The organism is Ruegeria arenilitoris, from assembly GCF_013030265.1.
GTDB lineage: Bacteria > Pseudomonadota > Alphaproteobacteria > Rhodobacterales > Rhodobacteraceae > Ruegeria > Ruegeria arenilitoris_E.
On record NZ_WPZQ01000014.1, the window covers coordinates 92,471 to 118,681 of the forward strand.

Sequence of the window (26,211 nt, forward strand, 5' to 3'; positions counted from 1 at the left end):
TAAGCACGAAACAACAAAGGGGTGGCCAATTCAGGCCCACCCCTTTTTTTGTACTAAGTTTTGTGAGGCAGCACGACAGACGGCTTTGTCACCCTTAAAGCCTGCCTTATCCGTCACGCCCGGGTTCGTCTGGATTACTGGAGAACAGAGCGATCTTGTTGCCTTGAGGATCGCGAAGATAGCCAACATAAAAATTGGGCCCATACGAGTCACGAAAGCCCGGCTGCCCCTCGTCAGAACCACCTGCAGCAAGCGCTGCAGCGTGAAGATCGCGAACCTGCTTTTGACCACTGGCCTGAAACGCAACCATGTTGCCGTTCCCAGCTAAGGCCGGACCGCCATCATAGGGTGATTTCACGTAGAAATCCGGAGAAACGGGAGCCTGGCCCGGCTCTACCGGCAATACGTAACTCAGGTCTCCGTGATACTCTTCCAGCTCGTAGCCAAGAGCTGGCAGGAACGCAGAATAGAAACGTTCCGCAAGCGTCATGTCGTCAACACCAACGGTGACGTAAGCAATCATTCTGCGTGTTCCTTTCGGCAAGTTTGCATAGTGCAAAGCAATAGCAATGCAACAGCAGCCAAGGCTATCCCAGGTGCGAACCTTTTATCGCAACCCTTCCAAAAGATTCAGCGTCGGATACCCGTCCGGTACAAACCCTCGTGCCAATTGATATGCCCGCACCGCTTCGATCGTATTCGGCCCGGTACGTCCATCAATCCCTTGTGTGTCAAACCCGGCCTGCGTCAGACGTTGCTGCAACTCTTTGCGTTCGGTGAAGCTCAGCACTCTGTCGCTACGCGGCCAACCCGCCTGAAATGAGGGTTTTCCAGTCAACCTGTCGGACAAATGACCGATACCGATCACATAAGCATCCGCGCCGTTGTAACGCTCGATCACCTTGAAATTGTCGAAAATCATCAGCGCCACACCTTTCCCACCTGCAGGTAACAGGATCGCGGCCTTACCATGATCGGGGACTGCTCTGCCGTCTATGGACCGAACTCCACGCGCGCGCCATTCTGATGGCATCAGGGTGTGATCCCGCCGGGCCGTTGCATAATCGAATTCCTCCGGCAGGCGGATTTCAACTCCCCAAGGCTGACCCTTGGTCCAGCCGTGACGCGCCAGATAGGCTGCTGCTGATGCCAACGCATCTGTTGGATCATCGGACCAGATATCGCGTCGTCCATCCCCATCGAAATCCACCGCATGTTCCAGATACGAGGTTGGCATGAATTGGGTATGACCCATCGCGCCAGCCCAACTGCCGATCATGTTGCCGGTACTGACATCGCCTGCCTGTATGATTTGCAACGCTGCCACCAGCTGCGTTTCAAAGAACTGGGCACGACGTGCATCAAACGCCAAAGTCGCAAGTGAACGGATGGTCTGATTGCCACCTCGATATGTCCCGAAAGAGGTTTCCAACCCCCAGATCGCCGTAACGACCTCTTTCTCTACCCCGTATTCGGTTTCGATCCGTTCCAGCGTCTGCCGGTTCCGCTCCAGCGCCGCGCGACCATTGGAAATCCGCGTATCGGACACTGCTGAATCGAGATATTCCCAGATCGGTTTCGAGAACTCAGCCTGATTGCGGTCTCTCTTTATGATGTCTTTATCATAACTTATTCCCGTCAACGCCCGATCCAGCGTTGTGTGAGACAAACCCTGTTCTGCCGCGCGTTCCCGAAACGCGCCGAGCCAGGCCTGAAATCTGGCATTTCCACCTGCTGACACGCGATGAACCTCAGCCGAAGGTCTTGGCATCGGACGAACCGATACGGTTACGTCTGCCGATGCCAGTTGGATGTTGTCCAACATTGGCCTGACCTGCGGCCGAAGTGAATTGTTTGTTGTGTCCGCCTGCACGATGGATGCCCACAATGCGGCGGTCATGACGCCACCTACGCATATACGCATTCCGATTTTTCCTGATTACTGCTCAACCTCAGGATAGCGCAAAAACGAAAATTCACAAAGCACTCAGGTTTGCGAGTCACGTTGTTTTGCTGTGTGTTCAGCCCGAATGCGGGCCAGCGCCTCACGCAGCAATGGCACGCGATGGGGCCTAAAGCTTTCATCGGTCACGGACATTTCCTGCATCCTGTCCAATCGAAACACGCGGAAATCCTGCCTTAAATGGCACCAGCTGAGCAGCACGCTGGACCGGTCCATGTAAACGATGCTCAGCGGTTTGACCTTTCGACGTGTGTTGTCACCCTTTGCATCTGTGTAGGCAAATTCGATCGAACGCTCATCCCAGGCAGCCTGCCGCAACTCGGCCACTTCGATCGTTGGCACAGCAGGCCGGTCAAAGCGGGTTGCAGCCAGGACCGCGTGGCTCAGGCGATGCGACTGACGCTGCGGTAACCGCCCCTGCAGCTTTCGCAGAGCTTCAGCGGCGGCCTCGGATAGCGCGGGATCGCCAATGACCTGCACCTCCCGCAACCCCAGAACAAGTGCCTCCAACTCATCGTCGGTAAACCCCAGCGGCGGCAGCGTAGCATCTTCGATCAGAGTGAACCCGAAACCCGCTTCTCCATCGATGACTGCCCCCAGCCCACGCAGGGCGTCGATATCGCGATGCACAGTGCGCGCCGAAACGCCCAGATCCTGCGCCAACTGGACCGAGGTCTTTGGCGACGGACCAGAACGCAAGGCTTGCATCAGTTGAAACAGACGGGCGGTACGAGACATGACAAACCTTAGCTTAAACCTAATGACACTTTCTGTCATCAGAGACGGGTATCCATCAGGCATCCCCACCATGGAGCCGATGATGCTGACCCTTCTGACCTACCCCTCTGCCTTTGGCCTGTTCAGTGCCAGTCCGTTCTGCGTGAAAACCGCCTATATGCTGCAGCAATCCGGTCATCGATGGCAAAGGTCCGACATGCTTGACCCGCGCAAGATGCCCCACAGCAAACTGCCCGTGCTACGCACGCCCGAGCGGCTTGTCCCCGACAGTGATCTGATCCGGGACTGGCTAGAAGCGCAGGGTGCAAATTTTGATACCGGCCTCAGCGACATTCAAAGGGCGCAATCACGTACCCTGATCAGAATGGCTGAAGAGCATCTGTATTTTCAGATCGTGCAGGATCGCTGGGCCAATGACGAGGTCTGGCCCATTCTGCAAAAGACGTTCTTTATCGAAATACCCGCGTTGATCCGAAAGCCTGTTTCAAACTCAATCCGAAAATCGGTTCTAAAAGGCCTTGTTGCACAAGGTGTTGCCCGTTTCTCGCCAGCCGAACGTCTGGACCGGGTCGAACGGGATCTCGAAGCGATCTCTGCCTATCTCTGGCAATCGCCATTTCTACTGGGGGATCGCCCAACCTCGGCGGATATGAGCGTCGGGCCTATGCTGGCCGCGATGCGCGCAACACCTGTAGATACACCGCTGACCCGACGCATCAAAGAGGATAGTCTGATCAACAGCTATGTAGACAGAATGGAAAAAGCGATCCCACTGGCATGAGACCTTTTGAAGACCCCGCCATTTCTGCAGCTTTCGATGCCCTGCCTCAGGACACCCGTACCGGTGTCCTGAAGCTGCGAGAGCTGATCTTTGAAACGGCGCAGGAATTGCCCAAAGCACTACCGTTGCAAGAGGCGCTGCGCTGGGGTCAGCCAGCCTATCTGGCGCCCAAAGGGTCTACGATCCGTCTGGGCGGTCACAAATCAGCGCGGTTCGCACTCTTTGTCCATTGCCAAAGCAGGTTGATGGGCGAATTCACATCGGCCTTTCCAGGCGAAGACCGGATCGACGGGAACCGGGCGATCCTGTTCGACAGCCCGGATCAGATAGACGAAACCCGCCATGGATGGCTGATCGCCCGGGCGTTGACCTATCACCTCTGACGGCGTTTGCGCTCGACCTTGCGTTTGATCTTGTCTTTCTTCCGCTTGGTACTGACGGCCTTGCGTCTTGTCGGCCGCCCTTTCGATCCGCGCCCGCGCGGTAGGGCCTGATCGTCAATCGACAGCAATTCCAGCTCAAGCCCGCCAGTAACCGGCGTTGCCTCAGTCAGGCGCACTGTCACGCGTTGGCCAATTGCGATAATCAACCCCGTGTCGGACCCCATCAGCGTTCCCGCCTCACGGTCGAAATGAAAGAATTCGCGTCCAAGGGAACGGACGGGCACCAGACCGTCCGCGCCGGTTTCGTCCATCTTCACAAAAGCCCCGAACCGGGCGATCCCGCTGATACGCCCGGAGAATTCGTTTCCGACACGTTCGCTAAGATAGGCCGCCAGATACCGATCCGTGGTATCCCGCTCGGCCATCATCGAGCGGCGCTCGGTGTCCGAGATATGGGTGGCCGTTTCCTCCAGCCTGTCGATCTCTTCCTCGGTCAGACCGTCTTTGCCCCAGCCATGCGCGGTGATCAGTGCACGGTGCACGATCAGGTCTGCATATCGGCGGATGGGTGAGGTGAAATGCGCATAATTCCGCAGTGCCAGGCCAAAATGACCAAAGTTCTCCGGGTTATAGTAGGCCTGCGCCATGGACCTGAGCGTGCTGAGATTGATCAGCTCAGCATCCTCGGTTCCTGCTGCCGCGTTCAGCAGGGCATTCAGATGGCGGGTTTGCAGCACCTGACCTTTGGCAAGGTTCAAACCGGCGGCTTGGGCAGTCTCCCTCAGGCTCTCCAGCTTTTCGGGCGCAGGTTCTTCGTGCACCCGGAACAGCAATGGCCGGCGTTTGGCGATCAGGGTCTCGGCAGCGGCAACATTGGCGAGGATCATGAACTCCTCGATCAGACGGTGCGCGTCGAGACGATCGCGAAACGCAACACTTTCGACCTCCCCAGCGTCGCTGAGTACAATTTTACGCTCAGGCAGGTCCAGATCCAGTGGCTGGCGCTCGGCCCGCGCCTTTTTCAGCGCTTCGTAGGCGGCGTAAAGCGGTTTCAGAACGGGTTCCAGCAATGGCCCCGTCCGATCATTCGGATTGCCGTCAATGGCCTCTTGCACTTCTGCGTAGTGCAAAGATGCAGCGGATCGCATCAACCCCCTGACGAACCGATGACCGATCTTGTTACCCTCTGCATCGATTTGCATCCGTACGGCGATACAAGCGCGCGGGACACCTTCGTGCAACGAACACAGATCACCCGACAGCCGATCCGGCAGCATCGGCACCACGCGGTCAGGAAAATAGCTGGAGTTGCCACGCTTGCGCGCCTCGCGATCCAATGCGGTGCCGGGTTGAACGTAAGCGGCGACATCAGCGATGGCGACCCAGATTACATGCCCGCCGGGGTTCTTTGGATCATCATCAGCATGGGCATAACAGGCATCGTCATGATCCCGCGCATCTGATGGATCAATGGTCAGCAAGGGCATCTCGCGCAAATCCTCCCGCCCTTTCAGACCGGCAGGTTTGGCCTTGTCAGCCTCGTCGATCACCTTGTCCGGGAAATCATCCGGAATGCCGTGTTGGTGAATCGCGATCAACGAAACGGCCTTCGGAGCTGAAGGATCCCCCAGCCGTTCCACGATGCGCGCGCGGGGCAAACCCATGCGGTTCTTTGGACCGGCCTGCTCGGCCTCGACCAGTTCACCATCTTTGGCTCCGTGAACCGCTCCGTCGTGAACCAGCCAGTCGGTCTGACCATTCTTGTCGATGGGCACGATCCGCCCGCCTTCGGCGCCCTTGCGAAAAATACCCACAATGCGGCGCGGGTTCGAGCCAATGCGCCGGATCAAGCGGGCTTCGTAATTGTGGTCTTCCTCATGCACCACTGTCAGGCGAGCCAGAATGCGGTCGCCCTCGCCCAACGCCGGATCACTGGCGCGCGCAACGATCAAAACGATGGGCTCCACCCCTTCGCCGTGCCATTCCAGCGGGCGCGCAAACAGATCGCCATCCGAATTGGGCGCCTTGACCTGCAGCACGCTGACCGGCGGCAAGCGGTCAGGGTCGCGATAGCTGCGCTTGCGTTTCTCCAGATGCCCCTCGGCCTCAAGCTCTTTCAATATGCGCTTTAGATCGATCCGGTCCGCGCCCTTGATGCCAAAGGCCTTGGCGATATCGCGTTTCGAAGTAAGGGTGGGGTTCGCCGAGATCCAGTCAAGGACCTCCTGCTTGGTTGGAATACGTGTCATGTTTCCGCCCTAGCACGGGGATGAGACTGCGTCATGACCAAAAAACGGCGCTTTGGGTCAGGTACGCAAATCAGCGACAGTATCCACGTCGCGCAACTGGTCCAGCATCGCGACCCGAAGATCCGGTACCGAGGCAAGCGTGTCGGCCAAAGCGTGTTCCGTCGACCAGCGCACATCACGAAACAGACCTTCTGGCAACGCACCGTATCGCTGCGCACCGACCAGCCAATAACCGCCATCGGGTGCTGGTCCAAACACCATCTGAGCCTTCCCCAACTCATCAAAGGCGCGTGCAATATGTCGACGCGTGATGCCGGGAATGTCAGCACCGATCAGGCAAACCGGTCCTTTCGGCACTGCCCGCAACATCCGCCCCATCCGATGCCCCAGATCACCCCGCCCCTGTGCAGCACGGGTGAGATCGGCAGGCCAGACCCGGCTGTTCAGCCCCTCGCGATCGGGGGATACAGCCAACACAATCTGCCAGCGAGGATCTCGCAGGCGCCGGATCAATGAACGTGTCTGATGCCGGAACCACCAGGCCGCGCCAACCATGCCAATATCGCGCCCAAGACGCGTCTTGACCCGCCCCGGCCGGGGTTCTTTGACCATGATGACCAAGGAACGCTGCATGGATCAGGAAAAATAGTCGGTCAGTATTCGCGAATAGATCGCCTTGAGCTGGTCAATTTGCGCAACTTCAACACACTCATCAACCTGATGCATGGTGCGACCTACCAGACCAAACTCCACCACCGGGCAATGGTTCTTGACGAAACGAGCGTCCGAGGTTCCCCCTGTGGTCGACAGCTCTGGCTGAATACCAGTTTCGGCTTTGACTGCGTTCGCCACCAGATCCGAAAGCGGCCCCGGAGGTGTCAGAAAACTCTCACCTGAGATTTTGATTTTTATCTCGATCGCCACATCAAAAGCCTTGGCAACGGCATCGGCTTCGGTCTGCAGCCATTCGCTGAGGCTGGCACCAGAATGAAGATCATTGAACCGGATGTTCACCGCTCCTGTACACTGCGCCGGGATGACATTTGTCGCTGAATTACCCGTATCAATGTTCACAACCGCAAGCGTCGAGGCATCAAAATGATCACTGCCTTGATCCAGCTCGTGACTGGCCAATCGGTCCATCAGGCGCGCCATGGCCGGCAGCGGGTTCTTTGCGCGATGCGGATAGGCCGAATGCCCTTGCACACCCGTCACGGTAAACCACGCCGTCATCGAACCACGCCGCCCGATCTTGATCATCTCACCCATCTGGTTGGGGCAAGTTGGCTCTCCGACCAAACAAACCGACATACGTTCGTCAGCCTGGTCCATATAGTCCAGCAACGCGGTCGTCCCATCCACCGCATCCCCTTCTTCATCACCTGTGATCGCCAGAATGATCGCCCCGTCCGGAGGCGTTTCACGCACAAAATCAATCGCAGCGGCGGCAAATGCTGCAACACCCGACTTCATGTCGGTCGTGCCACGCCCATACATCACTCCATTATGAACCTCGGCGCCAAAAGGCGGCTTCGTCCACGCGGCTTCATCCCCCACTGGAACAACGTCGGTGTGGCCATTAAAACCGAAACTGCGAGCATGCCCTTTTTTGCCCCAGCGCGCGTACAGATTACTGACATCGCCACGGTCTGCCCGAGCGCATTCGAACCCGGCGTCCGACAGGACACGCTCCAAAAGAACAAGTGCACCACCTTCCTCGGGTGTGACCGATGGGCAACGGATCAGATCCGCTGTCAACTGAACTGGATCGGTCATAGAATACCTCTCAATCTCATTTGCGCCGGGGTTCGCGCACAGATTCAACGAATTGGAAGGATTGCCAACCCCAACCGCTCAAATTCTTCGTGTGATCTTTGCCATGCCCTGAAACAACACCGCAAGAAATCGTCAGCCTTTACCCTGCGACTGTCTTGCCGCGCCTTCCTCATTTGCGTTAGAGGGCCGCGAAACAGGTAAATTGACAATGATGCGCGTAGTTTTCGCCCTGCTCTGCCTGACTTTCGCAGTACTTGCACAGCAAAGCCAGGCCCAGACCCTTACGGTCACGACTGTGACCCGTCCCCCGTTCTCGTATGTCGAGGACGAGGCGCAAACCGGATTCTCGATGGATTTGCTTGAGGCACTGTCTGAGTCGCTGGGCTGGGATTACACCATCAATCGCGTAGACGCCTTCGCCGATATGCTGGACGCCGTGCAGAACGGGACAGCAGATCTTGCCATCGCGAATATCTCGATTACCGCCTCTCGCGAGGCTCGCATGGATTTCAGCCAGCCCATATTCGAGGCCGGGCTGCAGATCATGGTCCCCTCAGATGCGGCGCGCAGGCCATCGTTGCTGCAGGCGCTATTGTCCGCCGAATTGTTCATCGCGATCGGGCTGGCTTTTGCCATCCTCCTTGGCGGTGGCATGTTGATGTGGAGCTTTGAGCGGCGCGCGCAACCCTATTTTGACCGCAAGCTGAACGAAGCGTGGTTCCCGTCGTTTTGGTGGGCGCTCAATCTGGTCGTGAATGGCGGATTTGAAGAACGCATGCCCCGTACACCGTTTGGACGGTTTTTGGGTGTTGTCCTTGTTGTGTCTTCGCTTTTCATTGTGTCGGTATTCACCGCCCGTATCACATCGGTCATGACCGTCGAGGCGATTGCCGGCAACGTGAATTCGGTCAACGACCTGTACGGCAAACAGGTGGGCACAATATCCGGTTCGACTGCCGCCAGCTTCCTTGAAAGGCGCGAGGTTCAATACAGCGGTTATGCCGGACTGGAACAAATGCTGACGGCATTCAGGAATGAAGAGCTCGACGCCGTTGTGTTCGACGCACCTATCCTGTCCTACTTTGCCTCACACGAGGGGCGCAAAATTGCGACCATGACTGGTGGTGTATTCCTGCGTGAGAATTACGGGATCGCCTTCCCAACCGGGTCCCCACTGGTCGAAGATGTCAATCAGGCGCTGCTGTTCCTGCGAGAAGACGGCACCTATGACGAAATCTACCGCAAGTGGTTTGGAGTGCGAAACTAAGCTGTTTCCTGATCCCCGAAAAACGGTGTCATTTGCGCTACGATAACCGCGTTTTCATCAAGTGCGCGCTGCATCAGGGCCCGTTCATCAGGTTCGATGTCATGTCCCTGTGCCTCGCGTTCGGCCAAAGTGCCATACCCGGTCACATCAAGCGGCGCAGTGTCGGCTTGCTTTAGGATGGCAACGGTCTCACGCACGGCTTCTGCCTCGTCCACGCCGCTGGCGTAGCACATAAGCGCCGCCCCGGTTGCGCCTTCGGGCAGGCCGTCGCCGTCTTTGCGACCAATCTGAACCAAAAGGGTATAGACTTGCTGACGTGAGGGTTTCTTTTGCTTTTCCATAGACGCGGCCTTAGCGACATGCCCGAATGTGGTCAAGTTCAACCAAGTCAACCTTGGTAATGACTGATTGGAACCGACAGGAGCGCACGCAGCAATCGTATCCGGTGTTGAATGTGGAATTCTTGGCTGTGCGAGACGTTGCTTCCGTTCGTCAAGGACGAGGGAAAACAATTGAAACCGCAGACTTAGGCACATCTTCGATCACTACGCGCGCCCCGTGCACCTGTGCAATCCGCGCCACCAGGGACAAACCCAATCCAGAACCCTGAATGTTCTGTTTTCCTACGCCCCGATAAAATGGTTCCAAGACCTGCTGCTGTTCATTCGGGGAGATGCCTGGACCTTGGTCAGAAACTTTGAGCTGCACCCCATTTTCGTTGGTATGGACGGATACTTCTATCGGCGGAGCACCGTACTTTTGTGCATTCTCCAGCAGGTTTCGAATCAAATGGCACAGCATCCTGCGGTCTCCTGACACTTCTACGTGGTTTCCAGTAACTGTACCTCCCTCCACGCGACTGACCTCTTCGGAGACAAGCGTCAGTAGATCCAGAGGCTCAAAACAGATCTCCGCTGCCCCCGCGTCAAATCGGGCCATGGCTATCAGGTCGTCGATCAAGGCATTCAACTCGCCAATGTCCTGCCGAAGGCCAGCGCGCCTTTCTGGCGTTTCTTTTGTGTCTAACAGTTCAAGCCCCATCCGAATACGCGCAAGCGGCGTGCGCAACTCGTGAGAGGCGTTGGCAAGCAGCATGCGCTGGCGGTTCAGCAGATCTTCGATGGTCTCCGTCGAGGCGTTAAAACTGGCCGCCAGTTTGGCGATTTCGTCATCTCCCTCCACCGTGACGCGCCTGGACAGATCACCGGTACCGATCGCTTCGACCTCATTCTGAAGGCGTTCCAGCCGGCGAGTAATGCGCCGAACCAGCGGATACATAAGCGAAAATACAAGCAAGACCAGAAGTCCAAAAACCAAAGTGACCGCCAAGCTGTCACCGGCAAATCCAAGAAGGCTAAGATCCGCAATGACAATACGCCCGTCCGCCAGGCGGCTGATCCAATGGGTGCCGTCGATCAACTCCTCCCATTGACCTTCCGTGACTGGTTGTAGCGAAAGCGGAACGGGTGGCCCGCTGGAGCCAATCAAACGGCTATCTGGTCCGTAGACTGTCAGGTTAACGGAAAGACCTTCGGCAATTCGCTGGATCGCTGCCTGCTGCGTAGCGTCTGGCACCCCAGCCGCGGGCAACAGCAGCACGGATACATCAGAAGTCAGCTTGTCCAGCGCCACGTTGAAACGCGCGTCGAACACACGACTCCAAAAAACTGACACCATCACAGCAAAAAGGACCAGCCCGGTGATCATCACCAGCGCCACCTGTATGAAAAGACGGCTTTTCATTTCAATCCTGAGACTTCGCAAACAGATAACCTGCCCCGCGAATGGTAATCAGCCTTTTGGGGTGCTTGGGATCATCCTCTATGGCCGCGCGGATGCGTGAGACATGCACATCGATGGATCGATCGAAGGCATCAAGATCCGTGCCCTGCAAATAATTCATGAGGTGATCCCGGCTCAGGACGCGTCCAGCGCGGGTCGCAAGCGCCGACAGCAACTGGAACTGATAGCTGGTCAGATCACATCGCTGCCCGTCGATCCGCGCCTCCATGGCATCGAGATCGATGCCCAGCCGCCCGAATGTCATAACCTGTGTCGGTTGATTGCGAGACCCACGACGGATGATCGATTTTAGCCGGGCGAGCAACTCGCGTGGTTCAAACGGTTTTGCCAGATAGTCATCGGCACCCAATTCAAGACCCAGGATGCGATCCATCGGATCACCACGCGCTGTCAGCATGATGACCGGCAAGGCTGCCGATGCGGGAATGTTTCGGAACACCTCCAATCCATCTATATCCGGTAAGCTGAGGTCAAGGATCAGCGCATCGAACTGACCATCGCGAAGAGCTTCAAGCCCTTCGACCCCGTTTCCGATCACGGACACAGAGTAGCCGAATCCCTGCAAGTACTCGCCGACCATTTCGGCAAGCCGGGCGTCATCATCGATCAGCAGAATGCGTTCTGCCATCGTAGCGGGCTCCTTTCCTCTTTGTTTTGGCGCGAACTGGCACATCTGAAAAGGCTGCTGCTGTCGACCTTTACATAACTTTACGTTGCAGAAAGGCGGCAGAAAAACAGCAAGGCCATATGACGGTCGATGTAAATCGGAGAACCGAAATGGCCCAGCGAGCCAAACTGAAAACCTCTGCGCGGATATCACGCTCGAACGCGCAAATGACCTGCACACTGAATGACGCGCAGGTCTTCAAAACTCTTGAAACGTTGCATGGAAACGCCCGAAGTGACTGGTTGCCCATGCTGAAATATGCCCCGCAGGCGATCTGGGGCCTGCTGCGCGGCCAAAGCATGATGAAGGCGCTCACGCCCGAAATGCTGAAAGATGCCTACATCCCCGTGTCGCCCGAGCAGGGTCGCTATCTCTACAGTATGGCGGTGTCCACGAACGCTCGGCGCATCGTCGAATTTGGCAGCTCGTTCGGGATTGGCACGATCTATCTGGCTGCGGCCGCCAAGGATACCGGCGGCCATGTCATCACGACAGAGATTGAGCCCAACAAATGCGCAGCCACGCAGGAAAATCTCGATCGGGCAGGCCTTGGCAAGTATGCCACGATGCGCAAAGGCGATGCGTTGGAAACGTTGCAAGACGTCGATCCTGACGTGGATCTGGTATTCCTCGACGGCTGGAAAGACCTCTACAACGGTGTGCTGGACGTGCTGCTTCCCAAGCTCAAGAGCGGCGCGATTGTTATCGGCGACAATATCAACCTCTCGGAAGGCAAAGAGTATTTTGCCCGCGTTTCTGCGTCGAATTCAGGCTTCATCACCACGGCGCTGAACCGGAACACATCAATCTCTGTCTTTGTCGACCAACAAGGAGAGCCTTCATGAAACGTATCCTGATTTTCACAGGCATCATCTGTATGGCTGCGGCTGTACTCCTCGGTGGTGTTGTCGGAGGCTTTTTCCTCAATCCCCGCCTGATCACGAGCGTAGCCTTCGGAGTGAATACGGCTCCGGTCGAGCTGCCCCTGCGCGTCAGTTTCAAGGACCGTGCTCCGGATGCCAAGACCTCGTCCATTGTCTCGGCTGCGGACGCCTTTCTTGGCTCGCTCGACACGACCCAACGGGATGCTGCCACATACTCGTTCTCCGACAATGAACAACGCTCGAAATGGTCGAACTTCCCCGAAGGTATGATTCCACGAGGCGGGCTGCGCATTGGTACACTGTCCGAGCAGCAATATGTTCTTATGGATACTCTGATCGCAGAATTCATGAGCGAAGACGGTGTTCGCAATATTGACTATCAGCTCGCCGCAGAGCGTACGTTTCCAACGGACGACCCCTTCGGCGAATATGGTGTCGATAAATTCTACGTCGCGTTTCTTGGCGAGCCCTCTGAAACGCAACCATGGATGTTCCAGTTCGGCGGCCATCATCTGGGAATCAACATTACGGTTTATGGGGCTGACGTGACCTTCTCGCCCATGCTGACCGGAGGCCAACCACTAGACATCGATTATGAAGGCAAGAGGGTGTTCATCATTCAGAATGAAGTGGACGCGGCTCAGGCCGTGCTGGAGAGCCTGACCGACCTGCAAAAAGCCGATGCCGTGCGTGGAGACACGGCTATCAATTTGCTGCTCGGCCCCGGCGAATATGGCACCATTGTTGCACCAGAAGGTGTGAAAGGCAGTGACCTTTCCCTAAAGCAAAAGAACCTTCTCATCTCACTGATCCAAACGCGTCTCGGTTTCATCAATGACAACGACAACGCGGCCAAGATGCAGACCGTCATGGCCGAATTAGACGATACATATTTCGGTTGGTGGGGACCACAGGACGCGCCCGGGTTCGCCTACTATCGGATCACCGCGCCTTCGACCGTGATCGAATATGCTCCGCAGGACACATTGGCTGAATCACCAGAGCAGGAGCACGCGCACAGCATGTTCCGGAACCCGTCGAACGATTATGGCGCAGCCTGGATCGGAGCAAAATGATGCGTATTCTTATGGCACTGCTCTTTCTGGCGGGCCCGCTTTCGGCACACCCGCACAGCAAAGTCGAACAGCAAGCCATGCTCTCTATCGATCTCGATCAAGCTGTCCTCAACATACGTATCGTGCCCTCGTATGATGAAGGCTCTGTAATTTTCGCCCATATTGATCTGGACGGCGACGGAAAAGTCTCCGCTACCGAAGCCACGCAGTTCGGAGAGGAGGTGCTTGCCGCAACAGAGCTTATCATCGACGAAACCACAGCCACATTCGACAACCGGTTGGTTACGGTCCCCGATTTTCAGTTCGTTGCTGCAGGCGAAGGAGTTATTGAGGTAAAGGCTAATACCCGGTTTCGGAAACTCGACAACGCCAAGCACGTGATAGGCCTCTCGGTCAGATATGAGGGTCTGTCACACGATTGGTTCATCCAGCCTTTCTTCTTTGGCAAATTGTCCGAAGCTTTCCCCAAGCAAGGCATAGAAAGGTCAGAGAACGGATCGACGCTGACGATCAGATTGTCGGATAAATAATGTCAACCGGAAGAGAGGCAAGACACCGGTCTCGCAGCAGAAATATCCTATAGGCACAGATGCCGCCAAGGCGGCACAACACCGCGCGTCTTCTGACGGTCAAGCGAGCTTTCCGCTTTGGCGCGGAGTTTACTGAGGATGCTTTCAGCCCACTGGCGGCGTGATGCGTCGGTATAATTGTCGAAACGCAATATCTGACGGATCGCATCATCATCCATCCCCATCAGGACCATATTGTAAACTGAGGTGCGCACTGAGGGGCTGTGTTTAACCGTGCCAAGGTGCCTTTCGCGTTGTGCCATATCATTCAGATAGGGCACCCCCTGAGGCCCCATCAGGCACAACCCGTGGAATACAGTTTGAAATCCGTCTTCGGGATCTCCGTCCGCGATGCGCGCGTCAAGAAAATCAAACAGGATCGCGGCCTGGTCCGGCCCAATGATACCGCGCGACGCCATCAGGCCACCGGCCATTTCGCGTCCCAAAGGGGTGGCGACCAATTGGTCGAGACGATCGGTGCGCGCAGCGATGTCTTCGGCGGGCTGATCTTCAGCCAGGCGTAGAATCTCAGCATATCGTTGTTTGGATTTTCCAGGCATCGGCCCTTCGCCTGCCGCGATCAACCGGTCCAGAATTGCATCGACCACTGGCATGAGCACTTCGGGTGGTGCATCGTCCAATACATGATACGCCGTCCTCTGCGGGTCCCCCGGCGCTGACATCAGTGCCACAAACAAGGGCACATCCGATGGTTTGACGCCACCTCCGGTCAGCTTGCGCAGATAGCTGTTGGCAATCTTGATTCCTTTGGTGATTTCTATCGCGTCGCCTGATCCCAGGGCCGTCAGGGCGGCATCATAACGCGCAGTGGCCAATCTCTTGCGCATCTCAGCTTCTCGCTTTCGCAGAGCATCCCGCTGATCCCGGCTCAGATCAGCGTAAGCCTCGAAACTTGGTAAAACAATGTCACCGGGCAGAACAGCTTGATAGAGGACCACGCGCGACAGGTCGGGAACGGGGCTGGCCAGTGAAACCATTTCTTTGGGTGGAGCGAGCGAAAGGCCCAAATCAAGCCCATTGCCATCCTCCGAAAAGAACACCATCGGCACGGACAGTTTGTTACGAAATCCCGTTGTTGTCCGGTATGATAACCGCAGATTGTCTCCGTTGCGCAGGAACAGTTCGGTACGTTTGTCATCCCGGACCTGGCCCGGAGCATCACCCGGCAGATCATAGCCCTGGATCACCACGTCAATCTGTTCTGCCATAGGCACTTCTGCAAAGCAGTAACCGTCCAGTTCAGCCTCGGCAATCGCGATGCGCAAGGCTGATGAGGCCTGATTTAGCGGCCACGGGCACAAACCGATCCCTGCCGGAACGAGCCCCCAGGTGGCAGAACCGGCAGGAGGTGTAGCGGGGTCGCCCTCTTTGATCCGCTCAAAACGGCCAAGCACCACCTGAATATCCGGTGATGACATCAACAACTCGGCACAGGTTTGACCGCATCGGTCGGCGTTGGAATACAGCCCAACAACCAATCCCTGAGCCTTTGCCCCGGACAAAGGCACATCCTCGGCGACCGCAAGTGGAAGAGCTTTGTCGACTTGTTGGTTGTGATAGATCGGAACTACATACATCACCCCAGCGACCAGCGCCGCGCTTAGCCCAAAGAGAACCAACCCGTGCGCCCGCCGGAACCCCGGCAAATGACGCAGCACTGTTCGGATGAGCAGGTAAATCCCCAGAATCCCGGTGGGAATCGGCACATACATCAGGGCCACTGCCAAAGGTATGCCAACCATGCTGAGCATGAGCACGATCAAAAGACCCTGCCCCGCTTCGGACAATACAATTGCAGACAGAACAACGCCGACGCCGAACAACGCCCACAACCATTTCATACAGACCACTCCAACAGCTTTTTTGGGTAAATCTGGATGGCAATCTGGGCCACAGTACGGCGAAGTTTCTATAAATCTCGTTTCGCAGCCATTGTTGATCAGCGCAGTCAGCTAAACGCTGGTATGGCTCGAGTCCACGAACCGACCAGATTCAAGCCTGCGATCCGTTTTCGCCTTTGTCCTTCTGGTTGTCAGAGTTAACCGAGCGGAACAGAGCGGCCAACAACGGACCTGCCAGTCCTCCCATCAGCGCGCCCAGAGGATCGCGGATGATCTGGCGAACGCCGTCGGCGATATCCGTTATTTCATCAAAAGCCTCTTCCAGATCGGCTTCTATGTCGGCAATCGCTATATCCCGTACCTCTACCAGAGGCTCCAGTTCCGACTCGGCGGTCATACGCATCGCGACCAGGACCAGAATTCCCGCTATGACGAACTCGCCAGCGGCAAGGATAAGCCCCGCATTTGCATTCCCGACATGCTCGGCAATCACAAAGAATACGGCGACGTTAAGCATGATGATCCCGATCCCCGCAAGCAGCCCCGCAGCTGCAAGCATACCCGTCTGCATCCTGAGTACCGCAAAGCGTCTTCGGCTGATTGTCTTTTCGGCCCGAAACGCAATGTTGGCGTTGCGGCCAATGCGGCGCGTGCTACGGCTGATTTCTTTGCGCAACGAATAGCTCATGATGACCCTTTCACTTCGATGTACGTCCAAGGAGGAAACCGGCGGCGAATGCACCGACAATCGTCAGACGCGGGTAACGTTGTTGAAACCTCTCCAGTTCTTCCGAAATCTCAGGCCAGAGTGTTTCGAGATCGCCCAGCTGCGACATTGGTTCATCGCCGTTTGGAGGGTCATCATCGGGTGGCTCACCGGTCTCTGCGCCGGGCGAAGTCTTGGTTTTTCGGGTCTCAGCCAGTTTCGCCCTTAGGTCTTCAAGCTCTTCTAGAAGCTCAGCTTTTGTCGCCATATTTTGTCCGTCCGAAATTAGAAAAAGGTGAATATCTGTCCTTTCGTAACACATTTCCAAGAAACGGTACTGATACGATTGATAGCCTCTCAGCCCCGAGGTCTTTTGGTCCGAATGTGTGGAAAACTTCGATGCGCTAAGCAGATCATCAACCAAGGAATGGTCTCATTGGCGCAAATTGGCGTTTGCAGATTTACCAAATTCCACACGACGTTAATCATCTCAGGAGATCTCGCCAAGGGGCGGCGTGAACAGTTTTATAACGGTCGTCCTCTACTGCGTTATCCGTCAAGTCCGGTAGAAAACGCCAACTGGACTAACAAGTGGAAAGGGCCGAACAGCTTGCAACGAATATACGACGCCGATCAGCTTCCTTTTGCGTTGAAAAGCACTGAGTTGGACTTTCTGACACTCTTGGAAGATGGATACAGACCACCAATTGCATTCAAGAGTTGGGCGCATCTTGAAAACTGGTGCTCGACGCAGCCGGAGCTCGTGTCAGTCAAAGTTGGCCGAAGATTTGAGAACAGCACCAGATATCTAACCGGAAAAGTCCGAATCCCATCTAACAATGGCAGCTTGTTCTACTCTCAGCTTTGGGTTCGTGCATCTTATTCACTTTACCGGAAAGCTATGTTGGAAGTCATCAAGGAGTCAGAGGATTTTGATCACCCGCTACCCACGCACAATGTGGATCATATGGTTTCCAAATCCTGGCTGGAAAAATATTGGGGAAAAGATGCTGTGGTCAACGTGGTCTTTTCGGAGAAACGTATAAACCAAAGGGTTGGCTCACTTATTGAAACCAGACTACCGAGCCCTTCCTTCGGCACAACATCTGTGTCACTGAATGCCATAAGTCTCGCGAAACTGTTTTATGACAACGATCAAGATTCCAGCGACATCAACGAAATCCTGCAGGAAGCATTCTCCAGATTTCTGGTCTCTCCGGAAATAGATCAAATGTTGAATGACATTGGTCGCGAGTTGCTGCCGGGGTTTTGCAGGCAACGAAAATGACCGCGACGACATCTGACAATTTGCTGTGGTTCTGAAACTGAAAAGGCCGCAGCGGTTATCGCAGCGGCCTATCTTAGATTACTTGGCTTGTGCTTTGGTCAGTCCCGCAGCAATTCGTTGATACCGGTCTTGGAACGGGTCTTCTCGTCAACACGCTTCACGATAACCGCGCAATACAGGCTGACGTTGTTCTTGGACGGCATCGAGCCCGCAACAACCACCGAATAGGGCGGTACTTCACCATACATGACCTCACCGGTTTCACGATCGACGATCTTGGTGGACTTGCCGATGAAGACGCCCATGCCCAGAACCGAGCCCTCGCGGACGATGCAGCCTTCGACCACCTCTGACCGGGCACCAATAAAGCAATTGTCTTCGATGATGGTCGGACCAGCCTGCATCGGTTCAAGAACACCGCCGATACCGACGCCGCCGGACAGGTGTACATTTTTGCCGATCTGGGCGCACGAACCAACGGTGGCCCACGTGTCGACCATGGTGCCTTCGTCGACATAGGCACCGAGGTTTACGAAGGACGGCATCAGAACGACGCCGGGGGCTACATAGGCCGATTTGCGGACCACACAGTTCGGAACCGCGCGGAAGCCTGCGGCGCGCCACTGGTTTTCACCCCATCCGGCGAACTTGCTGTCCACCTTGTCCCACCAGCCGCCGTCTTGCGGACCACCGGTCTGGATTTCCATGTCCTTGATGCGGAAGCCCAGCAGAACCGCTTTCTTGGCCCACTGATTTACATGCCAGTCGCCGCTTTCCAGCTTTTCCGCCACACGCAGCGAGCCGCTGTCCAGTGCGTTCAGCGTATCTTCGATGGCTTCGCGCTGCTCACCGGTGGTTGCGGGCGTGATGGTATCCCGTGCCTCCCAGGCGGCTTCGATTGCTGTTTCCAGTTGCGCGTTGGACATGGGGCTACTCCCTGCAGAATCTGTTCACGTTGGTTTGGCCTATATGAGAGCCGGAACCAAGGCGCAATGCGACGCAGATTGACCGCTTTGCGGCTGATCCTAAGAGCAATTGGGGAAAATCAGCTTGCGCGACGGATATGGCGAACCAAAATCGCGGTCGCGGTGGCCGCATCGCGACGCTTCATCGCCTGCACGATGGCTGCATGATCCGCATCTGCACGCTGTGCCCATCGTTGGCGCCAGTGTGCAAACAGATGCCGGGCGCTGGCGATATGCAGATCATCAATCGTGTGCAAAAGACGCGGCCTGGCACAGGGTGTCAAAATGGCCCGGTGAAAAATCCGGTTCCTGGTCTCCCACGTCGGCATATCCTGCGCTTCGTCACACGCGACGCGGGCGTCGTCCGCCAGCTTAAGTGCTGACGGCGTCAAATTCTGGATCGAATGCTGCAGTGCCAGGGTTTCAAGCGCGACCCGCATCTCGATGACTTCGCGAACCTCTGCAGGATCCAAGGCCGTGACCCGCATCCCGCGCCGCGGTTCGCTGCGGGCCAGTCCTCGCGCCTCAAGCCGCAACAAGGCCTCGCGCACCGGGACATGGCTGGTCTCGAAAGCGCGTGCAATATGGTCTTGCCGCAGCTTTTCTCCTGCTGGCAGGTCGCCGGTCACTATGCGTTGGCTCAGAGTATCAAAGATGGAATCGGCGATGGTCGCAGTCATGGGATTATAGATAAAATCCCACGACGCGACCCTCAAGGCGATAATTCAGGCACTTAACGGATCTGGGGCAATGTTGCCGCCACAGATCAATACGGCGACCCGTTCGCCCGGTTCTGGCTGGTAAGCGCCGGATGTCAGCGCAGCCAGAGCGGTCGCTCCGGCAGGTTCGACAAGTATGCGATGCGCCTGCCACAACTTGTCCTGCGCATCAGCAATGGCCTCATCCGATACAAGTACAGACGTCATCCCCTGCGCCAGTTCAAAGCAAATCTGACCAATCCGCCGAGCGCCCAAAGCGTTCGCCGCGATCCCCGAAACCGAGACATCAATGGGCTCGCCGGCTTGCAATGCCGAATTCAGGGCACAGGAGGTTTCCGGTTCAACGGCGACAATCTTGCGCGCGCCCTGAAACCAAGCCAAAGCCCCCGCAATCAACCCGCCGCCACCGACAGCGACCAGCACTGTGTCCGCCTGAAGGCCTTGTGCCTCCCACTCGGCAAAACAGGTGCCCTGCCCCGCCACAGTGGCAGGTGCATCATAGGCATGAATCTGCATCGCCCCGCTTGCCTCTTCATGCGCGCGCGCCATGGTCAGCGCGTTGGCATATTCGCCGGAAACAACGCTTAGGTCTGCACCGATCCGTTCGATCAACCCGATCTTTGAAGGCCCCGCCAGCTCAGGCACAAAAATCTTCGCAGGATGGCCAAGCGCCCGCGCGGCATAAGCAGCGGCAGCTCCATGGTTACCACCGGATGCGGCCACAACACCTGCTGCCGGCACATCAAGGCTCAACAATGTGTTGAACGCTCCGCGCGCCTTAAAGCTGCCGGTGTGCTGCATGTGCTCCAGCTTCATTTCAATCGGGTAATCCAGACCCAATGACTGACTTTGCATAACCGGCGTGATCTGCGCATGACCATTGATGCGATCAGCCGCCGCCAAAATTTCCGCTTTCCAATCCATTCTCGTCTTTCCGTGACTGGCACTCTGCCCGCGAACCCTATAGCTGTTTTAAAAACACGCAAGCAGGGATCCCCAGCAATGAGAGAAGACCGCCTCAGCCCCTTCCGCGACGCTCAGACCGACCGCTCGACCGCAAGCGAAGTACCGGACACGCCGCAAACCCGCTCGTCTGCCTATCGCCTTGCCTTTGCCGATGATGATTTTCTGTGCCGGGACGAACTGCGCCCGGTACGCCTGCAGCTGGAATTGCTGAAACCTGAAATGATCATGAGCGAGCGCGAAATCACCTCGACTATCGTCATGTTTGGTGGTGCCCGCATTCCCGAGCCTTCTCAAAAGCACACCGCACGCACTGAAACGCTGGCAGGCCTTTCCACGTATTATGACGAAGCGCGCGAATTCGCCCGGCTGATGACCGAAAAATCCAATGAAAGCGGATGCCGTGAGAACGTGATTGTCACCGGCGGTGGACCCGGCGTTATGGAGGCAGGCAACCGTGGTGCACAGGATGCCGGTGGCTGTTCGATCGGGTTGAATATCGTTCTGCCGCATGAACAGGCGCCGAACGAATATGTCACCCCGGAACTAAGCTTCAACTTCCACTATTTCGCGATCCGCAAGATGCATTTCCTGATGCGCGCGCGCGCCATCACCATCTTCCCCGGTGGTTTCGGCACTATGGATGAGCTTTTTGAATCCCTGACCCTGATCCAGACCGGTCGCATGGAGCGCGTACCGTTCCTGCTGTTCGGGCGCGAATTCTGGGAAAAGGTAATCAACTGGGAAGCACTGGCTGACGCTGGCACGATCTCGGACGAAGATCTCGACCTGTTCCGTTTTGTCGATACCGCACAAGAGGCGGTAGACATTATCGAAAACTGGGAACCAGCCCCGCCACGCGATGTCATTCCGGGACGTTAAACCATGAAGACACCCAAAACCGGCGAGATGCTCCACCTGCGCGGCAATGCACTGGACAAAGGTGAACCTGTGGCCCTGCCGCTGACGCAAAGCAGCATGTTTCACCTACCCGGAGCGCCAGATGGACATGCGACTTACGGGCGGGTTGATAACCCTACATGGGTGCATCTGGAACACGTACTGTCCCATCTGGAAGACGCACCCTGCCTGACTTTCCCGTCCGGAATGGGTGCGATTTCGGCGGCGTTGTTTGCCACCGTCACAGCCGGTTCGCGCATTCTGATCCCCTCAGACGGTTATTATGTAACCCGCTTGCTGGCGGATCGGTTTTTGTCACGGTTAGGTGTTTCGGTCGAGGAACGCGCAACAACCGAATTCAGCACCGGCGGTTTCGAAGGGTTTGATGTGGTCTTTGTCGAAAGCCCCTCAAACCCAGGTCTGGATATGATTGATCTTGCCGCAGTTGCGGCTGAGGTTCGCGCTGCCGGCGGGACCACCATCGCCGACAACACGACCATGACCCCGCTGGGCCAGCGCCCGCTGGATCTGGGTATCGATGTCGTGGTCGCCTCGGACACCAAAGCCATGGGTGGGCATTCCGATCTGTTAATGGGGCACGTGGCCAGTCGAAACACCCAGATCATGGAACGGGTCGAGGAATGGCGACGCGTTTCCGGTGCGATCCCGGGTCCGCACGAGGCTTGGTTGTTGCACCGCGGACTGGAAACGCTGGATGTACGGTTCGATCGCATGTGTTCTTCGGCACAAGTGCTGGCTGAACGGCTTGCCACACATGCTGAAGTGAAACAAATCCGCTACCCGGGATTGCAGGATGACCCCGCGCATTCGCTTGCGAAATCGCAAACTTCACGCTTTGGATTTCTGCTGAGCCTGACTCTCGAAAACGAAGCAAAGGCCGAGCAGTTCATCAATACCTGCCCGCTGCTTCGCCCCGCCACATCCTTTGGAGGTGTCCACAGTTCAGCAGAACGTCGCGCGCGCTGGGGCGATGAAGTGGATCCTGCTTTCGTCCGTTTGTCGGTTGGCTGCGAACCGGTTGAGGAGCTGTGGCAGGCCATGAAGACCAGCCTTGATACTTTGGCCTAGTTACTTTTTCGGCTCACGCAGTTCTTTGAAAACGTAGATCGGCAGCACCACGCTGGCGATCAACGCCCCCAGCCAGACTAGCAATGTGGCGGCCAGCAGGTTCGAGATGCCACCAACCGTCAGACCGGCGGTAATCCAATCCGTCACCAGCAGACCTACGAACGTCACGATTAGGGCAATACCACCTTTGATCGCTGGTGCTTTCTTCTCTCCCAGCTTCAGGATCAGCGGCTCTGCAATGACCTGAACAACGGTAAAGACAAGCACTACCACGATGAACGACAGGGGCCGGATCGAAAACCCGGACAGCAACAGCATCGCCAGCAACAGGCCAACAGCATTCCCGGCCAACAGGGCCAGAGCGGACTTAATTCTGCGCGACATCCTTGGATCTCCGTCAGTTATCATCTCGAAACATGCAGATGTTAGCAGGATTGCGAAATTTTACGAGGTAATTCAATCGCCTCTTCATTTTGACCTGTTGAAATCGCATGATAGAACACATTCATCTAGATCAGACCTGCCCCCGACCCGCGAGAGTGAGATGAGCGACGATCCATATTCGGTGCTTGGTGTATCCAAAAACGCCAGCGACGCCGAAATCAAGAAAGCCTATCGGCGCATTGCAAAAGAGTGCCATCCCGACCTCAAACCCGGTGACGCCGAGGCCGAGGCAAAATTCAAAGCGGCAGCGGCCGCCTATGATTTGCTCAAGGACCCTGAAACCCGCGCCCGCTACGACAATGGCGAGATCGACGCCTCAGGTCAGGAGCGCCCGCAGCAGCACTACTATCGTGAATACTCCGAGGCGGCGGGCAACCCCTATCGCTCGGGCGCGACTTATGGCGATCCGGACGACATGTCCGACATTTTTGCCGAGTTTATGCGTAACCGAGGCCAAGGCGGTTTCGGCCAGCAGCGCACGCATGAATTTCATGCCCCGGGCCACAATCTCAACTATTCCCTCCAGATCAGTTTTCTGGACTCGGTTTTCGGCGCCAGCCAAAAGCTGACATTGCCAGATGGTGATCGGATCGAGGTGAAAATCCCTGCCGGGATTACCGATGGCCAGACCATTCGCCTGCGCGGCAAGGGTGCACCGGGATATGGTGAAGGGCCACCCGGTGATGCGTTGGTTACAATCTCGGTAGCCGATCATCCGGTTTTTGAACGCAAAGGCGACGACATTCACATTTCCCTGCCTATCACGATTGATGAGGCTGTTCTGGGTGGCAAAGTTCCTGCGCCCACAATTGACGGTGGCGTGAATGTCAGTGTTCCTGCCGGTACCAGCAGCGGCAAGACCCTTCGCCTGCGCGGCAAGGGTGTCAAAAAACGGGGATCGTCCGATCGTGGGGATCAACTGATTGAGCTTACAATCACGATGCCGGACAAAATCGACGATGAATTGAAGCAATTCATGGAGACATGGCATGAAACCCACAGCTATGATCCGCGCAAAGGAATGCCGTCATGACCCGCTACCTGACAGAAGACGAGCTTATCACGACGATTACCCGCCTGACCTCGGATCGGTTGTCTGAATATCTTGCTGCCGAGATCGTGATCCCACAGCAGTCCGAACAGGGCTTGGTCTATCAGACATTGGACGTTGCTCGGCTGGAACTGGCCTGCGAGTTGCACGAACAATACGACATGGAGGCGGATGCCCTGTCGATGATGATCTCTCTGATTGATCAGATGCACTGCCTGCGGGCAGAACTGCGAGAGGTGTTGAACGCGGTCGAGGCCCAGCCTGAACCCGTTCGTGAAACGCTGATCAAGGTGATCGGAACAGCGCGGTTCAGTCGCAGCTAAGCTGCGGATGCATGGCGGGTTTGCTCTTCTGGACTCGATGAAACTGCCGTAGAAGGCCCCATCGATCCAGAGCCCGGTGCGCCCATGACCCAATCCAGATCCGAATTGCTGATGCCTGCGGGCAATCTGCGAAAATTGAAACTCGCCATTCTTTATGGGGCGGACGCGGTTTATCTCGGCACACCTGACATGTCGCTGCGCACGAAATCCGAGTTCTCGCTGGAAGAGGTGATCGAAGGGGTCGAGTTCTGCCATCAGCACGGTCGTCGCGCCTATCTGACGCTGAACCTATTTTCGCACAACAAAGACATCCCGAAGCTGGATGAGTACATTGACACCGTGCGCAAGGTGAAACCCGACGGGCTGATCATCGCCGACCCCGGCGTGTTCCAATATGTGCGTGAGCGCGCGCCAGAACTGCCACTGCATATCTCGACCCAGGCCAACATCTGTTCATGGCTGTCGGTGAAGTTCTGGCAGGATCAGGGGGCCGAGCTTGTGGTTCTGGCACGCGAAGTGTCCTACCCCGAACTGGTCGAAATTCGCGAGAAATGCCCCGACATCAAGTTGGAGGCGTTCGTCCACGGTGCCATGTGCATGACCTATTCGGGCCGTTGCCTGCTGTCGAATTTCATGGCCGAGCGCGGCGCGAACCAAGGCAACTGTGCCAATTCCTGCCGCTGGAACTATGGCCTGAAGTTACGCCTCAAGGACGGCACGCATCAGGAACTCCGCATCACCGAAGAAAACGCCGACCTGTTCGAGTTCCTGCTGGAAGAAGGCTGCCGTCCGGGTGATCTGATGCCCATCGAAGAGGATGATCGTGGCTCGTATATCCTCAACTCGCGCGATCTGTGCATCATGCCGAAACTGGATGAATATCTGAAGATCGGCGTCGACAGCCTAAAGGTCGAAGGGCGTGGAAAATCGGAATATTACGCCGCCATCGTTGCACGTGCCTATCGTATGGCCATTGATGACTATAATGCGGACCCCGAGAACTGGGATCCAAAACCCTATATGCGCGAGCTCGAAACCGTCGGGAACCGCGGCTATACGCTGGCTTTTCATGAGGGCCGTCTGACCAACTATGCGCACGATTACGAACACACGGCATCCATCGCGCAGTGGGAGTATGCCGGGATCGTTTCTGAGGTCACCGAGGATGCATTTCTGGTCGAGGTAAAGAACAAGCTGGAACCGGGTGACGTTCTGGATTTCGTCTCGCCAATCTCGCGCGAAACGGTTCTGCTGCGGGTCTACGATTTCGAACGGGCATCCGACGGCGCACGTCTGGATGTTGTGCATGGCAGTACGAAAACCGTAATCCGCATGCCTTTCACCCTTTTCGATCATGAAAATATCGATGACTTGCGCGCCCGTTTCCCAGCCTATTCCGTTCTGCGCAAGGAACGTGCCCTGACCGATGAACATTGGAGCCGAATACGGTTCGACAAACTGGTGCAAGGGCTGGAGACATCAGGTCGCGACAATCCCAAAGCCTATGCCCGCCGCCGCGACAAACTGGTTGAAAAAATCGGTGAGGACGGTAACGAGCACCGGTTCAAGACCAACCGGATCGGCACCGAGGGCTGCTGCGGCAAAGGCTGTAATGGCTGCCTGATCTTCTGGCAGGACGAAAAATACGCCCTGGCCCGCGAAGTGTTGTCCAAGCGTAGACAAGGTGAGCAACTCAGCCGCAGCGAGGCGACGGCATTGAAGCTCCCGGACAATGTAAACTGAGG

Annotated in this window: 28 protein-coding genes; 12 read left to right on the top strand and 16 right to left on the bottom strand. The window is 56.4% G+C overall.

Annotation, left to right across the window (positions count from 1 at the left end; translation table 11 throughout):
- Positions 1–106: 106 nt before the first annotated feature.
- The 3 genes from GOX61_RS21105 to GOX61_RS21115 all read right to left on the bottom strand — a co-directional run bounded on the left by GOX61_RS21105 (position 107) and on the right by GOX61_RS21115 (position 2,701).
- Positions 107–523, bottom strand: a complete 417-nt coding sequence (locus GOX61_RS21105; protein ID WP_170336898.1) for a VOC family protein — start codon at positions 521–523, stop codon at positions 107–109.
- Positions 524–607: 84 nt separating this feature from the next.
- Positions 608–1,924 (bottom strand): lytic murein transglycosylase, encoded by a 1,317-nt coding sequence (locus GOX61_RS21110; protein WP_170336899.1) that lies wholly within the window; start codon positions 1,922–1,924, stop codon positions 608–610.
- Positions 1,925–1,987: 63 nt separating this feature from the next.
- Positions 1,988–2,701 carry a helix-turn-helix transcriptional regulator gene (locus GOX61_RS21115; RefSeq protein WP_170336900.1) on the bottom strand — a complete coding sequence of 238 codons (714 nt, stop codon included), beginning with the start codon at positions 2,699–2,701 and terminating at the stop codon, positions 1,988–1,990.
- Between the two features lie 22 nt (positions 2,702–2,723).
- Here GOX61_RS21115 and GOX61_RS21120 point away from each other — a divergent pair, with 22 nt between their 5' ends.
- On the top strand, positions 2,724–3,482 hold the full coding sequence (locus GOX61_RS21120; RefSeq protein WP_254436936.1) for a glutathione S-transferase family protein: 759 nt from the start codon (positions 2,724–2,726) through the stop codon (positions 3,480–3,482).
- Complete coding sequence (locus tag GOX61_RS21125) at positions 3,479–3,865, top strand: DUF1801 domain-containing protein (protein ID WP_170336901.1); 387 nt, start codon at positions 3,479–3,481, stop codon at positions 3,863–3,865. Before GOX61_RS21120 ends, GOX61_RS21125 begins: the two co-directional genes overlap by 4 nt.
- Here the strand turns inward: GOX61_RS21125 and rnr are convergent.
- From rnr to dapE, 3 genes are read right to left on the bottom strand one after another with little or no spacing between them, the layout of a single operon-like run.
- A complete protein-coding gene (rnr, locus tag GOX61_RS21130; protein ID WP_170336902.1) occupies positions 3,856–6,114 on the bottom strand; it encodes a ribonuclease R in 2,259 nt (752 codons plus the stop codon). The two genes, GOX61_RS21125 and rnr, sit on opposite strands and share 10 nt — an antisense overlap.
- Before the next feature lie 57 nt (positions 6,115–6,171).
- Complete coding sequence (locus GOX61_RS21135; RefSeq protein WP_170336904.1) at positions 6,172–6,747, bottom strand: TIGR04282 family arsenosugar biosynthesis glycosyltransferase; 576 nt, start codon at positions 6,745–6,747, stop codon at positions 6,172–6,174.
- Positions 6,748–6,750: 3 nt separating this feature from the next.
- Positions 6,751–7,890 (bottom strand): succinyl-diaminopimelate desuccinylase, encoded by a 1,140-nt coding sequence (gene dapE / locus GOX61_RS21140; protein ID WP_170336906.1) that lies wholly within the window; start codon positions 7,888–7,890, stop codon positions 6,751–6,753.
- Positions 7,891–8,098: 208 nt separating this feature from the next.
- Here dapE and GOX61_RS21145 point away from each other — a divergent pair, with 208 nt between their 5' ends.
- Positions 8,099–9,157: a transporter substrate-binding domain-containing protein gene (locus tag GOX61_RS21145; RefSeq protein ID WP_155145918.1), complete on the top strand. Its 1,059-nt coding sequence runs from the start codon at positions 8,099–8,101 to the stop codon at positions 9,155–9,157.
- Here the strand turns inward: GOX61_RS21145 and GOX61_RS21150 are convergent.
- The 3 genes from GOX61_RS21150 to GOX61_RS21160 all read right to left on the bottom strand — a co-directional run bounded on the left by GOX61_RS21150 (position 9,154) and on the right by GOX61_RS21160 (position 11,588).
- The gene (locus tag GOX61_RS21150) at positions 9,154–9,498 is read right to left on the bottom strand and encodes a hypothetical protein (RefSeq protein WP_170336908.1); all 345 of its coding nucleotides are present in this window, start codon (positions 9,496–9,498) and stop codon (positions 9,154–9,156) included. The two genes, GOX61_RS21145 and GOX61_RS21150, sit on opposite strands and share 4 nt — an antisense overlap.
- A 151-nt stretch (positions 9,499–9,649) precedes the next feature.
- Positions 9,650–10,900: a sensor histidine kinase gene (locus GOX61_RS21155; RefSeq protein WP_170336910.1), complete on the bottom strand. Its 1,251-nt coding sequence runs from the start codon at positions 10,898–10,900 to the stop codon at positions 9,650–9,652.
- 1 nt (position 10,901) lies between these two features.
- Positions 10,902–11,588 (bottom strand): response regulator transcription factor, encoded by a 687-nt coding sequence (locus tag GOX61_RS21160; protein WP_170336912.1) that lies wholly within the window; start codon positions 11,586–11,588, stop codon positions 10,902–10,904.
- Between the two features lie 149 nt (positions 11,589–11,737).
- On the opposite strand from GOX61_RS21160, the gene GOX61_RS21165 reads away from it, so the two are divergent.
- From GOX61_RS21165 to GOX61_RS21175, 3 genes are read left to right on the top strand one after another with little or no spacing between them, the layout of a single operon-like run.
- The gene (locus GOX61_RS21165; RefSeq protein WP_170336914.1) at positions 11,738–12,472 is read left to right on the top strand and encodes an O-methyltransferase; all 735 of its coding nucleotides are present in this window, start codon (positions 11,738–11,740) and stop codon (positions 12,470–12,472) included.
- On the top strand, positions 12,469–13,587 hold the full coding sequence (locus tag GOX61_RS21170) for a DUF3500 domain-containing protein (protein WP_170336916.1): 1,119 nt from the start codon (positions 12,469–12,471) through the stop codon (positions 13,585–13,587). The genes GOX61_RS21165 and GOX61_RS21170 overlap by 4 nt, the downstream gene beginning before the upstream one ends.
- 11 nt (positions 13,588–13,598) lie before the next feature.
- Positions 13,599–14,117: a DUF1007 family protein gene (locus GOX61_RS21175; RefSeq protein ID WP_170336918.1), complete on the top strand. Its 519-nt coding sequence runs from the start codon at positions 13,599–13,601 to the stop codon at positions 14,115–14,117.
- Positions 14,118–14,164: 47 nt separating this feature from the next.
- On the opposite strand, the gene GOX61_RS21180 is transcribed toward GOX61_RS21175, so the two are convergent.
- The 3 genes from GOX61_RS21180 to GOX61_RS21190 all read right to left on the bottom strand — a co-directional run bounded on the left by GOX61_RS21180 (position 14,165) and on the right by GOX61_RS21190 (position 16,992).
- On the bottom strand, positions 14,165–16,018 hold the full coding sequence (locus tag GOX61_RS21180) for a hypothetical protein (RefSeq protein ID WP_170336920.1): 1,854 nt from the start codon (positions 16,016–16,018) through the stop codon (positions 14,165–14,167).
- Positions 16,019–16,169: 151 nt separating this feature from the next.
- On the bottom strand, positions 16,170–16,706 hold the full coding sequence (locus GOX61_RS21185; protein WP_170336922.1) for a phage holin family protein: 537 nt from the start codon (positions 16,704–16,706) through the stop codon (positions 16,170–16,172).
- 10 nt (positions 16,707–16,716) lie between these two features.
- The gene (locus GOX61_RS21190; protein WP_170336924.1) at positions 16,717–16,992 is read right to left on the bottom strand and encodes a hypothetical protein; all 276 of its coding nucleotides are present in this window, start codon (positions 16,990–16,992) and stop codon (positions 16,717–16,719) included.
- 114 nt (positions 16,993–17,106) lie between these two features.
- Here GOX61_RS21190 and GOX61_RS21195 point away from each other — a divergent pair, with 114 nt between their 5' ends.
- Positions 17,107–18,012: a hypothetical protein gene (locus GOX61_RS21195; RefSeq protein ID WP_170336926.1), complete on the top strand. Its 906-nt coding sequence runs from the start codon at positions 17,107–17,109 to the stop codon at positions 18,010–18,012.
- Positions 18,013–18,110: 98 nt separating this feature from the next.
- On the opposite strand, the gene dapD is transcribed toward GOX61_RS21195, so the two are convergent.
- The 3 genes from dapD to GOX61_RS21210 form a co-directional block, all read right to left on the bottom strand.
- Entirely contained in the window at positions 18,111–18,938 is an 828-nt protein-coding gene (gene dapD / locus GOX61_RS21200) for a 2,3,4,5-tetrahydropyridine-2,6-dicarboxylate N-succinyltransferase (protein ID WP_170336928.1), read from the bottom strand.
- 119 nt (positions 18,939–19,057) lie between these two features.
- Positions 19,058–19,657 (bottom strand): GntR family transcriptional regulator, encoded by a 600-nt coding sequence (locus GOX61_RS21205; RefSeq protein WP_155145940.1) that lies wholly within the window; start codon positions 19,655–19,657, stop codon positions 19,058–19,060.
- A gap of 45 nt (positions 19,658–19,702) precedes the next feature.
- Positions 19,703–20,620, bottom strand: coding sequence for a threonine/serine dehydratase (locus GOX61_RS21210; protein WP_170336930.1), 918 nt, complete (start codon positions 20,618–20,620; stop codon positions 19,703–19,705).
- A gap of 78 nt (positions 20,621–20,698) precedes the next feature.
- Here GOX61_RS21210 and GOX61_RS21215 point away from each other — a divergent pair, with 78 nt between their 5' ends.
- Both GOX61_RS21215 and GOX61_RS21220 read left to right on the top strand, forming a co-directional pair.
- Positions 20,699–21,541, top strand: coding sequence for a TIGR00730 family Rossman fold protein (locus GOX61_RS21215; RefSeq protein WP_155145944.1), 843 nt, complete (start codon positions 20,699–20,701; stop codon positions 21,539–21,541).
- A 3-nt stretch (positions 21,542–21,544) separates the two neighbouring features.
- Positions 21,545–22,648 carry a cystathionine gamma-lyase gene (locus GOX61_RS21220; RefSeq protein ID WP_170336932.1) on the top strand — a complete coding sequence of 368 codons (1,104 nt, stop codon included), beginning with the start codon at positions 21,545–21,547 and terminating at the stop codon, positions 22,646–22,648.
- Here GOX61_RS21220 and GOX61_RS21225 read toward each other — a convergent pair whose 3' ends face one another.
- Positions 22,649–23,032, bottom strand: a complete 384-nt coding sequence (locus tag GOX61_RS21225; RefSeq protein ID WP_155145948.1) for a hypothetical protein — start codon at positions 23,030–23,032, stop codon at positions 22,649–22,651.
- A gap of 160 nt (positions 23,033–23,192) precedes the next feature.
- Between GOX61_RS21225 and GOX61_RS21230 the strand changes: the two genes are divergently transcribed.
- The 3 genes from GOX61_RS21230 to GOX61_RS21240 all read left to right on the top strand — a co-directional run bounded on the left by GOX61_RS21230 (position 23,193) and on the right by GOX61_RS21240 (position 26,209).
- Positions 23,193–24,125: a DnaJ C-terminal domain-containing protein gene (locus tag GOX61_RS21230; protein ID WP_170336933.1), complete on the top strand. Its 933-nt coding sequence runs from the start codon at positions 23,193–23,195 to the stop codon at positions 24,123–24,125.
- The gene (locus tag GOX61_RS21235) at positions 24,122–24,466 is read left to right on the top strand and encodes a hypothetical protein (RefSeq protein ID WP_155145952.1); all 345 of its coding nucleotides are present in this window, start codon (positions 24,122–24,124) and stop codon (positions 24,464–24,466) included. Before GOX61_RS21230 ends, GOX61_RS21235 begins: the two co-directional genes overlap by 4 nt.
- A gap of 84 nt (positions 24,467–24,550) precedes the next feature.
- Positions 24,551–26,209, top strand: coding sequence for a U32 family peptidase (locus GOX61_RS21240; RefSeq protein WP_170336935.1), 1,659 nt, complete (start codon positions 24,551–24,553; stop codon positions 26,207–26,209).
- Positions 26,210–26,211 lie beyond the last annotated feature (2 nt).

Bases quoted from the DNA above. Each gene is read 5' to 3' on its own strand.
- dapD (WP_170336928.1), bottom strand. From the start codon at position 18,938: ATGTCCAACGCGCAACTGGAAACAGCAATCGAAGCCGCCTGGGAGGCA.
- rnr (WP_170336902.1), bottom strand. From the start codon at position 6,114: ATGACACGTATTCCAACCAAGCAGGAGGTCCTTGACTGGATCTCGGCG.
- GOX61_RS21230 (WP_170336933.1), top strand. From the start codon at position 23,193: ATGAGCGACGATCCATATTCGGTGCTTGGTGTATCCAAAAACGCCAGC.
- GOX61_RS21160 (WP_170336912.1), bottom strand. From the start codon at position 11,588: ATGGCAGAACGCATTCTGCTGATCGATGATGACGCCCGGCTTGCCGAA.
- GOX61_RS21195 (WP_170336926.1), top strand. From the start codon at position 17,107: ATGTGTGGAAAACTTCGATGCGCTAAGCAGATCATCAACCAAGGAATG.
- GOX61_RS21145 (WP_155145918.1), top strand. From the start codon at position 8,099: ATGATGCGCGTAGTTTTCGCCCTGCTCTGCCTGACTTTCGCAGTACTT.
- GOX61_RS21235 (WP_155145952.1), top strand. From the start codon at position 24,122: ATGACCCGCTACCTGACAGAAGACGAGCTTATCACGACGATTACCCGC.
- GOX61_RS21170 (WP_170336916.1), top strand. From the start codon at position 12,469: ATGAAACGTATCCTGATTTTCACAGGCATCATCTGTATGGCTGCGGCT.
- GOX61_RS21240 (WP_170336935.1), top strand. From the start codon at position 24,551: ATGACCCAATCCAGATCCGAATTGCTGATGCCTGCGGGCAATCTGCGA.
- dapE (WP_170336906.1), bottom strand. From the start codon at position 7,890: ATGACCGATCCAGTTCAGTTGACAGCGGATCTGATCCGTTGCCCATCG.
- GOX61_RS21155 (WP_170336910.1), bottom strand. From the start codon at position 10,900: ATGAAAAGCCGTCTTTTCATACAGGTGGCGCTGGTGATGATCACCGGG.
- GOX61_RS21165 (WP_170336914.1), top strand. From the start codon at position 11,738: ATGGCCCAGCGAGCCAAACTGAAAACCTCTGCGCGGATATCACGCTCG.
- GOX61_RS21215 (WP_155145944.1), top strand. From the start codon at position 20,699: ATGAGAGAAGACCGCCTCAGCCCCTTCCGCGACGCTCAGACCGACCGC.
- GOX61_RS21150 (WP_170336908.1), bottom strand. From the start codon at position 9,498: ATGGAAAAGCAAAAGAAACCCTCACGTCAGCAAGTCTATACCCTTTTG.
- GOX61_RS21115 (WP_170336900.1), bottom strand. From the start codon at position 2,701: ATGTCTCGTACCGCCCGTCTGTTTCAACTGATGCAAGCCTTGCGTTCT.
- GOX61_RS21210 (WP_170336930.1), bottom strand. From the start codon at position 20,620: ATGGATTGGAAAGCGGAAATTTTGGCGGCGGCTGATCGCATCAATGGT.
- GOX61_RS21125 (WP_170336901.1), top strand. From the start codon at position 3,479: ATGAGACCTTTTGAAGACCCCGCCATTTCTGCAGCTTTCGATGCCCTG.
- GOX61_RS21135 (WP_170336904.1), bottom strand. From the start codon at position 6,747: ATGCAGCGTTCCTTGGTCATCATGGTCAAAGAACCCCGGCCGGGGCGG.
- GOX61_RS21225 (WP_155145948.1), bottom strand. From the start codon at position 23,032: ATGTCGCGCAGAATTAAGTCCGCTCTGGCCCTGTTGGCCGGGAATGCT.
- GOX61_RS21220 (WP_170336932.1), top strand. From the start codon at position 21,545: ATGAAGACACCCAAAACCGGCGAGATGCTCCACCTGCGCGGCAATGCA.
- GOX61_RS21105 (WP_170336898.1), bottom strand. From the start codon at position 523: ATGATTGCTTACGTCACCGTTGGTGTTGACGACATGACGCTTGCGGAA.
- GOX61_RS21190 (WP_170336924.1), bottom strand. From the start codon at position 16,992: ATGGCGACAAAAGCTGAGCTTCTAGAAGAGCTTGAAGACCTAAGGGCG.
- GOX61_RS21205 (WP_155145940.1), bottom strand. From the start codon at position 19,657: ATGACTGCGACCATCGCCGATTCCATCTTTGATACTCTGAGCCAACGC.
- GOX61_RS21180 (WP_170336920.1), bottom strand. From the start codon at position 16,018: ATGAAATGGTTGTGGGCGTTGTTCGGCGTCGGCGTTGTTCTGTCTGCA.
- GOX61_RS21120 (WP_254436936.1), top strand. From the start codon at position 2,724: ATGACACTTTCTGTCATCAGAGACGGGTATCCATCAGGCATCCCCACC.
- GOX61_RS21110 (WP_170336899.1), bottom strand. From the start codon at position 1,924: ATGCGTATATGCGTAGGTGGCGTCATGACCGCCGCATTGTGGGCATCC.
- GOX61_RS21175 (WP_170336918.1), top strand. From the start codon at position 13,599: ATGGCACTGCTCTTTCTGGCGGGCCCGCTTTCGGCACACCCGCACAGC.
- GOX61_RS21185 (WP_170336922.1), bottom strand. From the start codon at position 16,706: ATGAGCTATTCGTTGCGCAAAGAAATCAGCCGTAGCACGCGCCGCATT.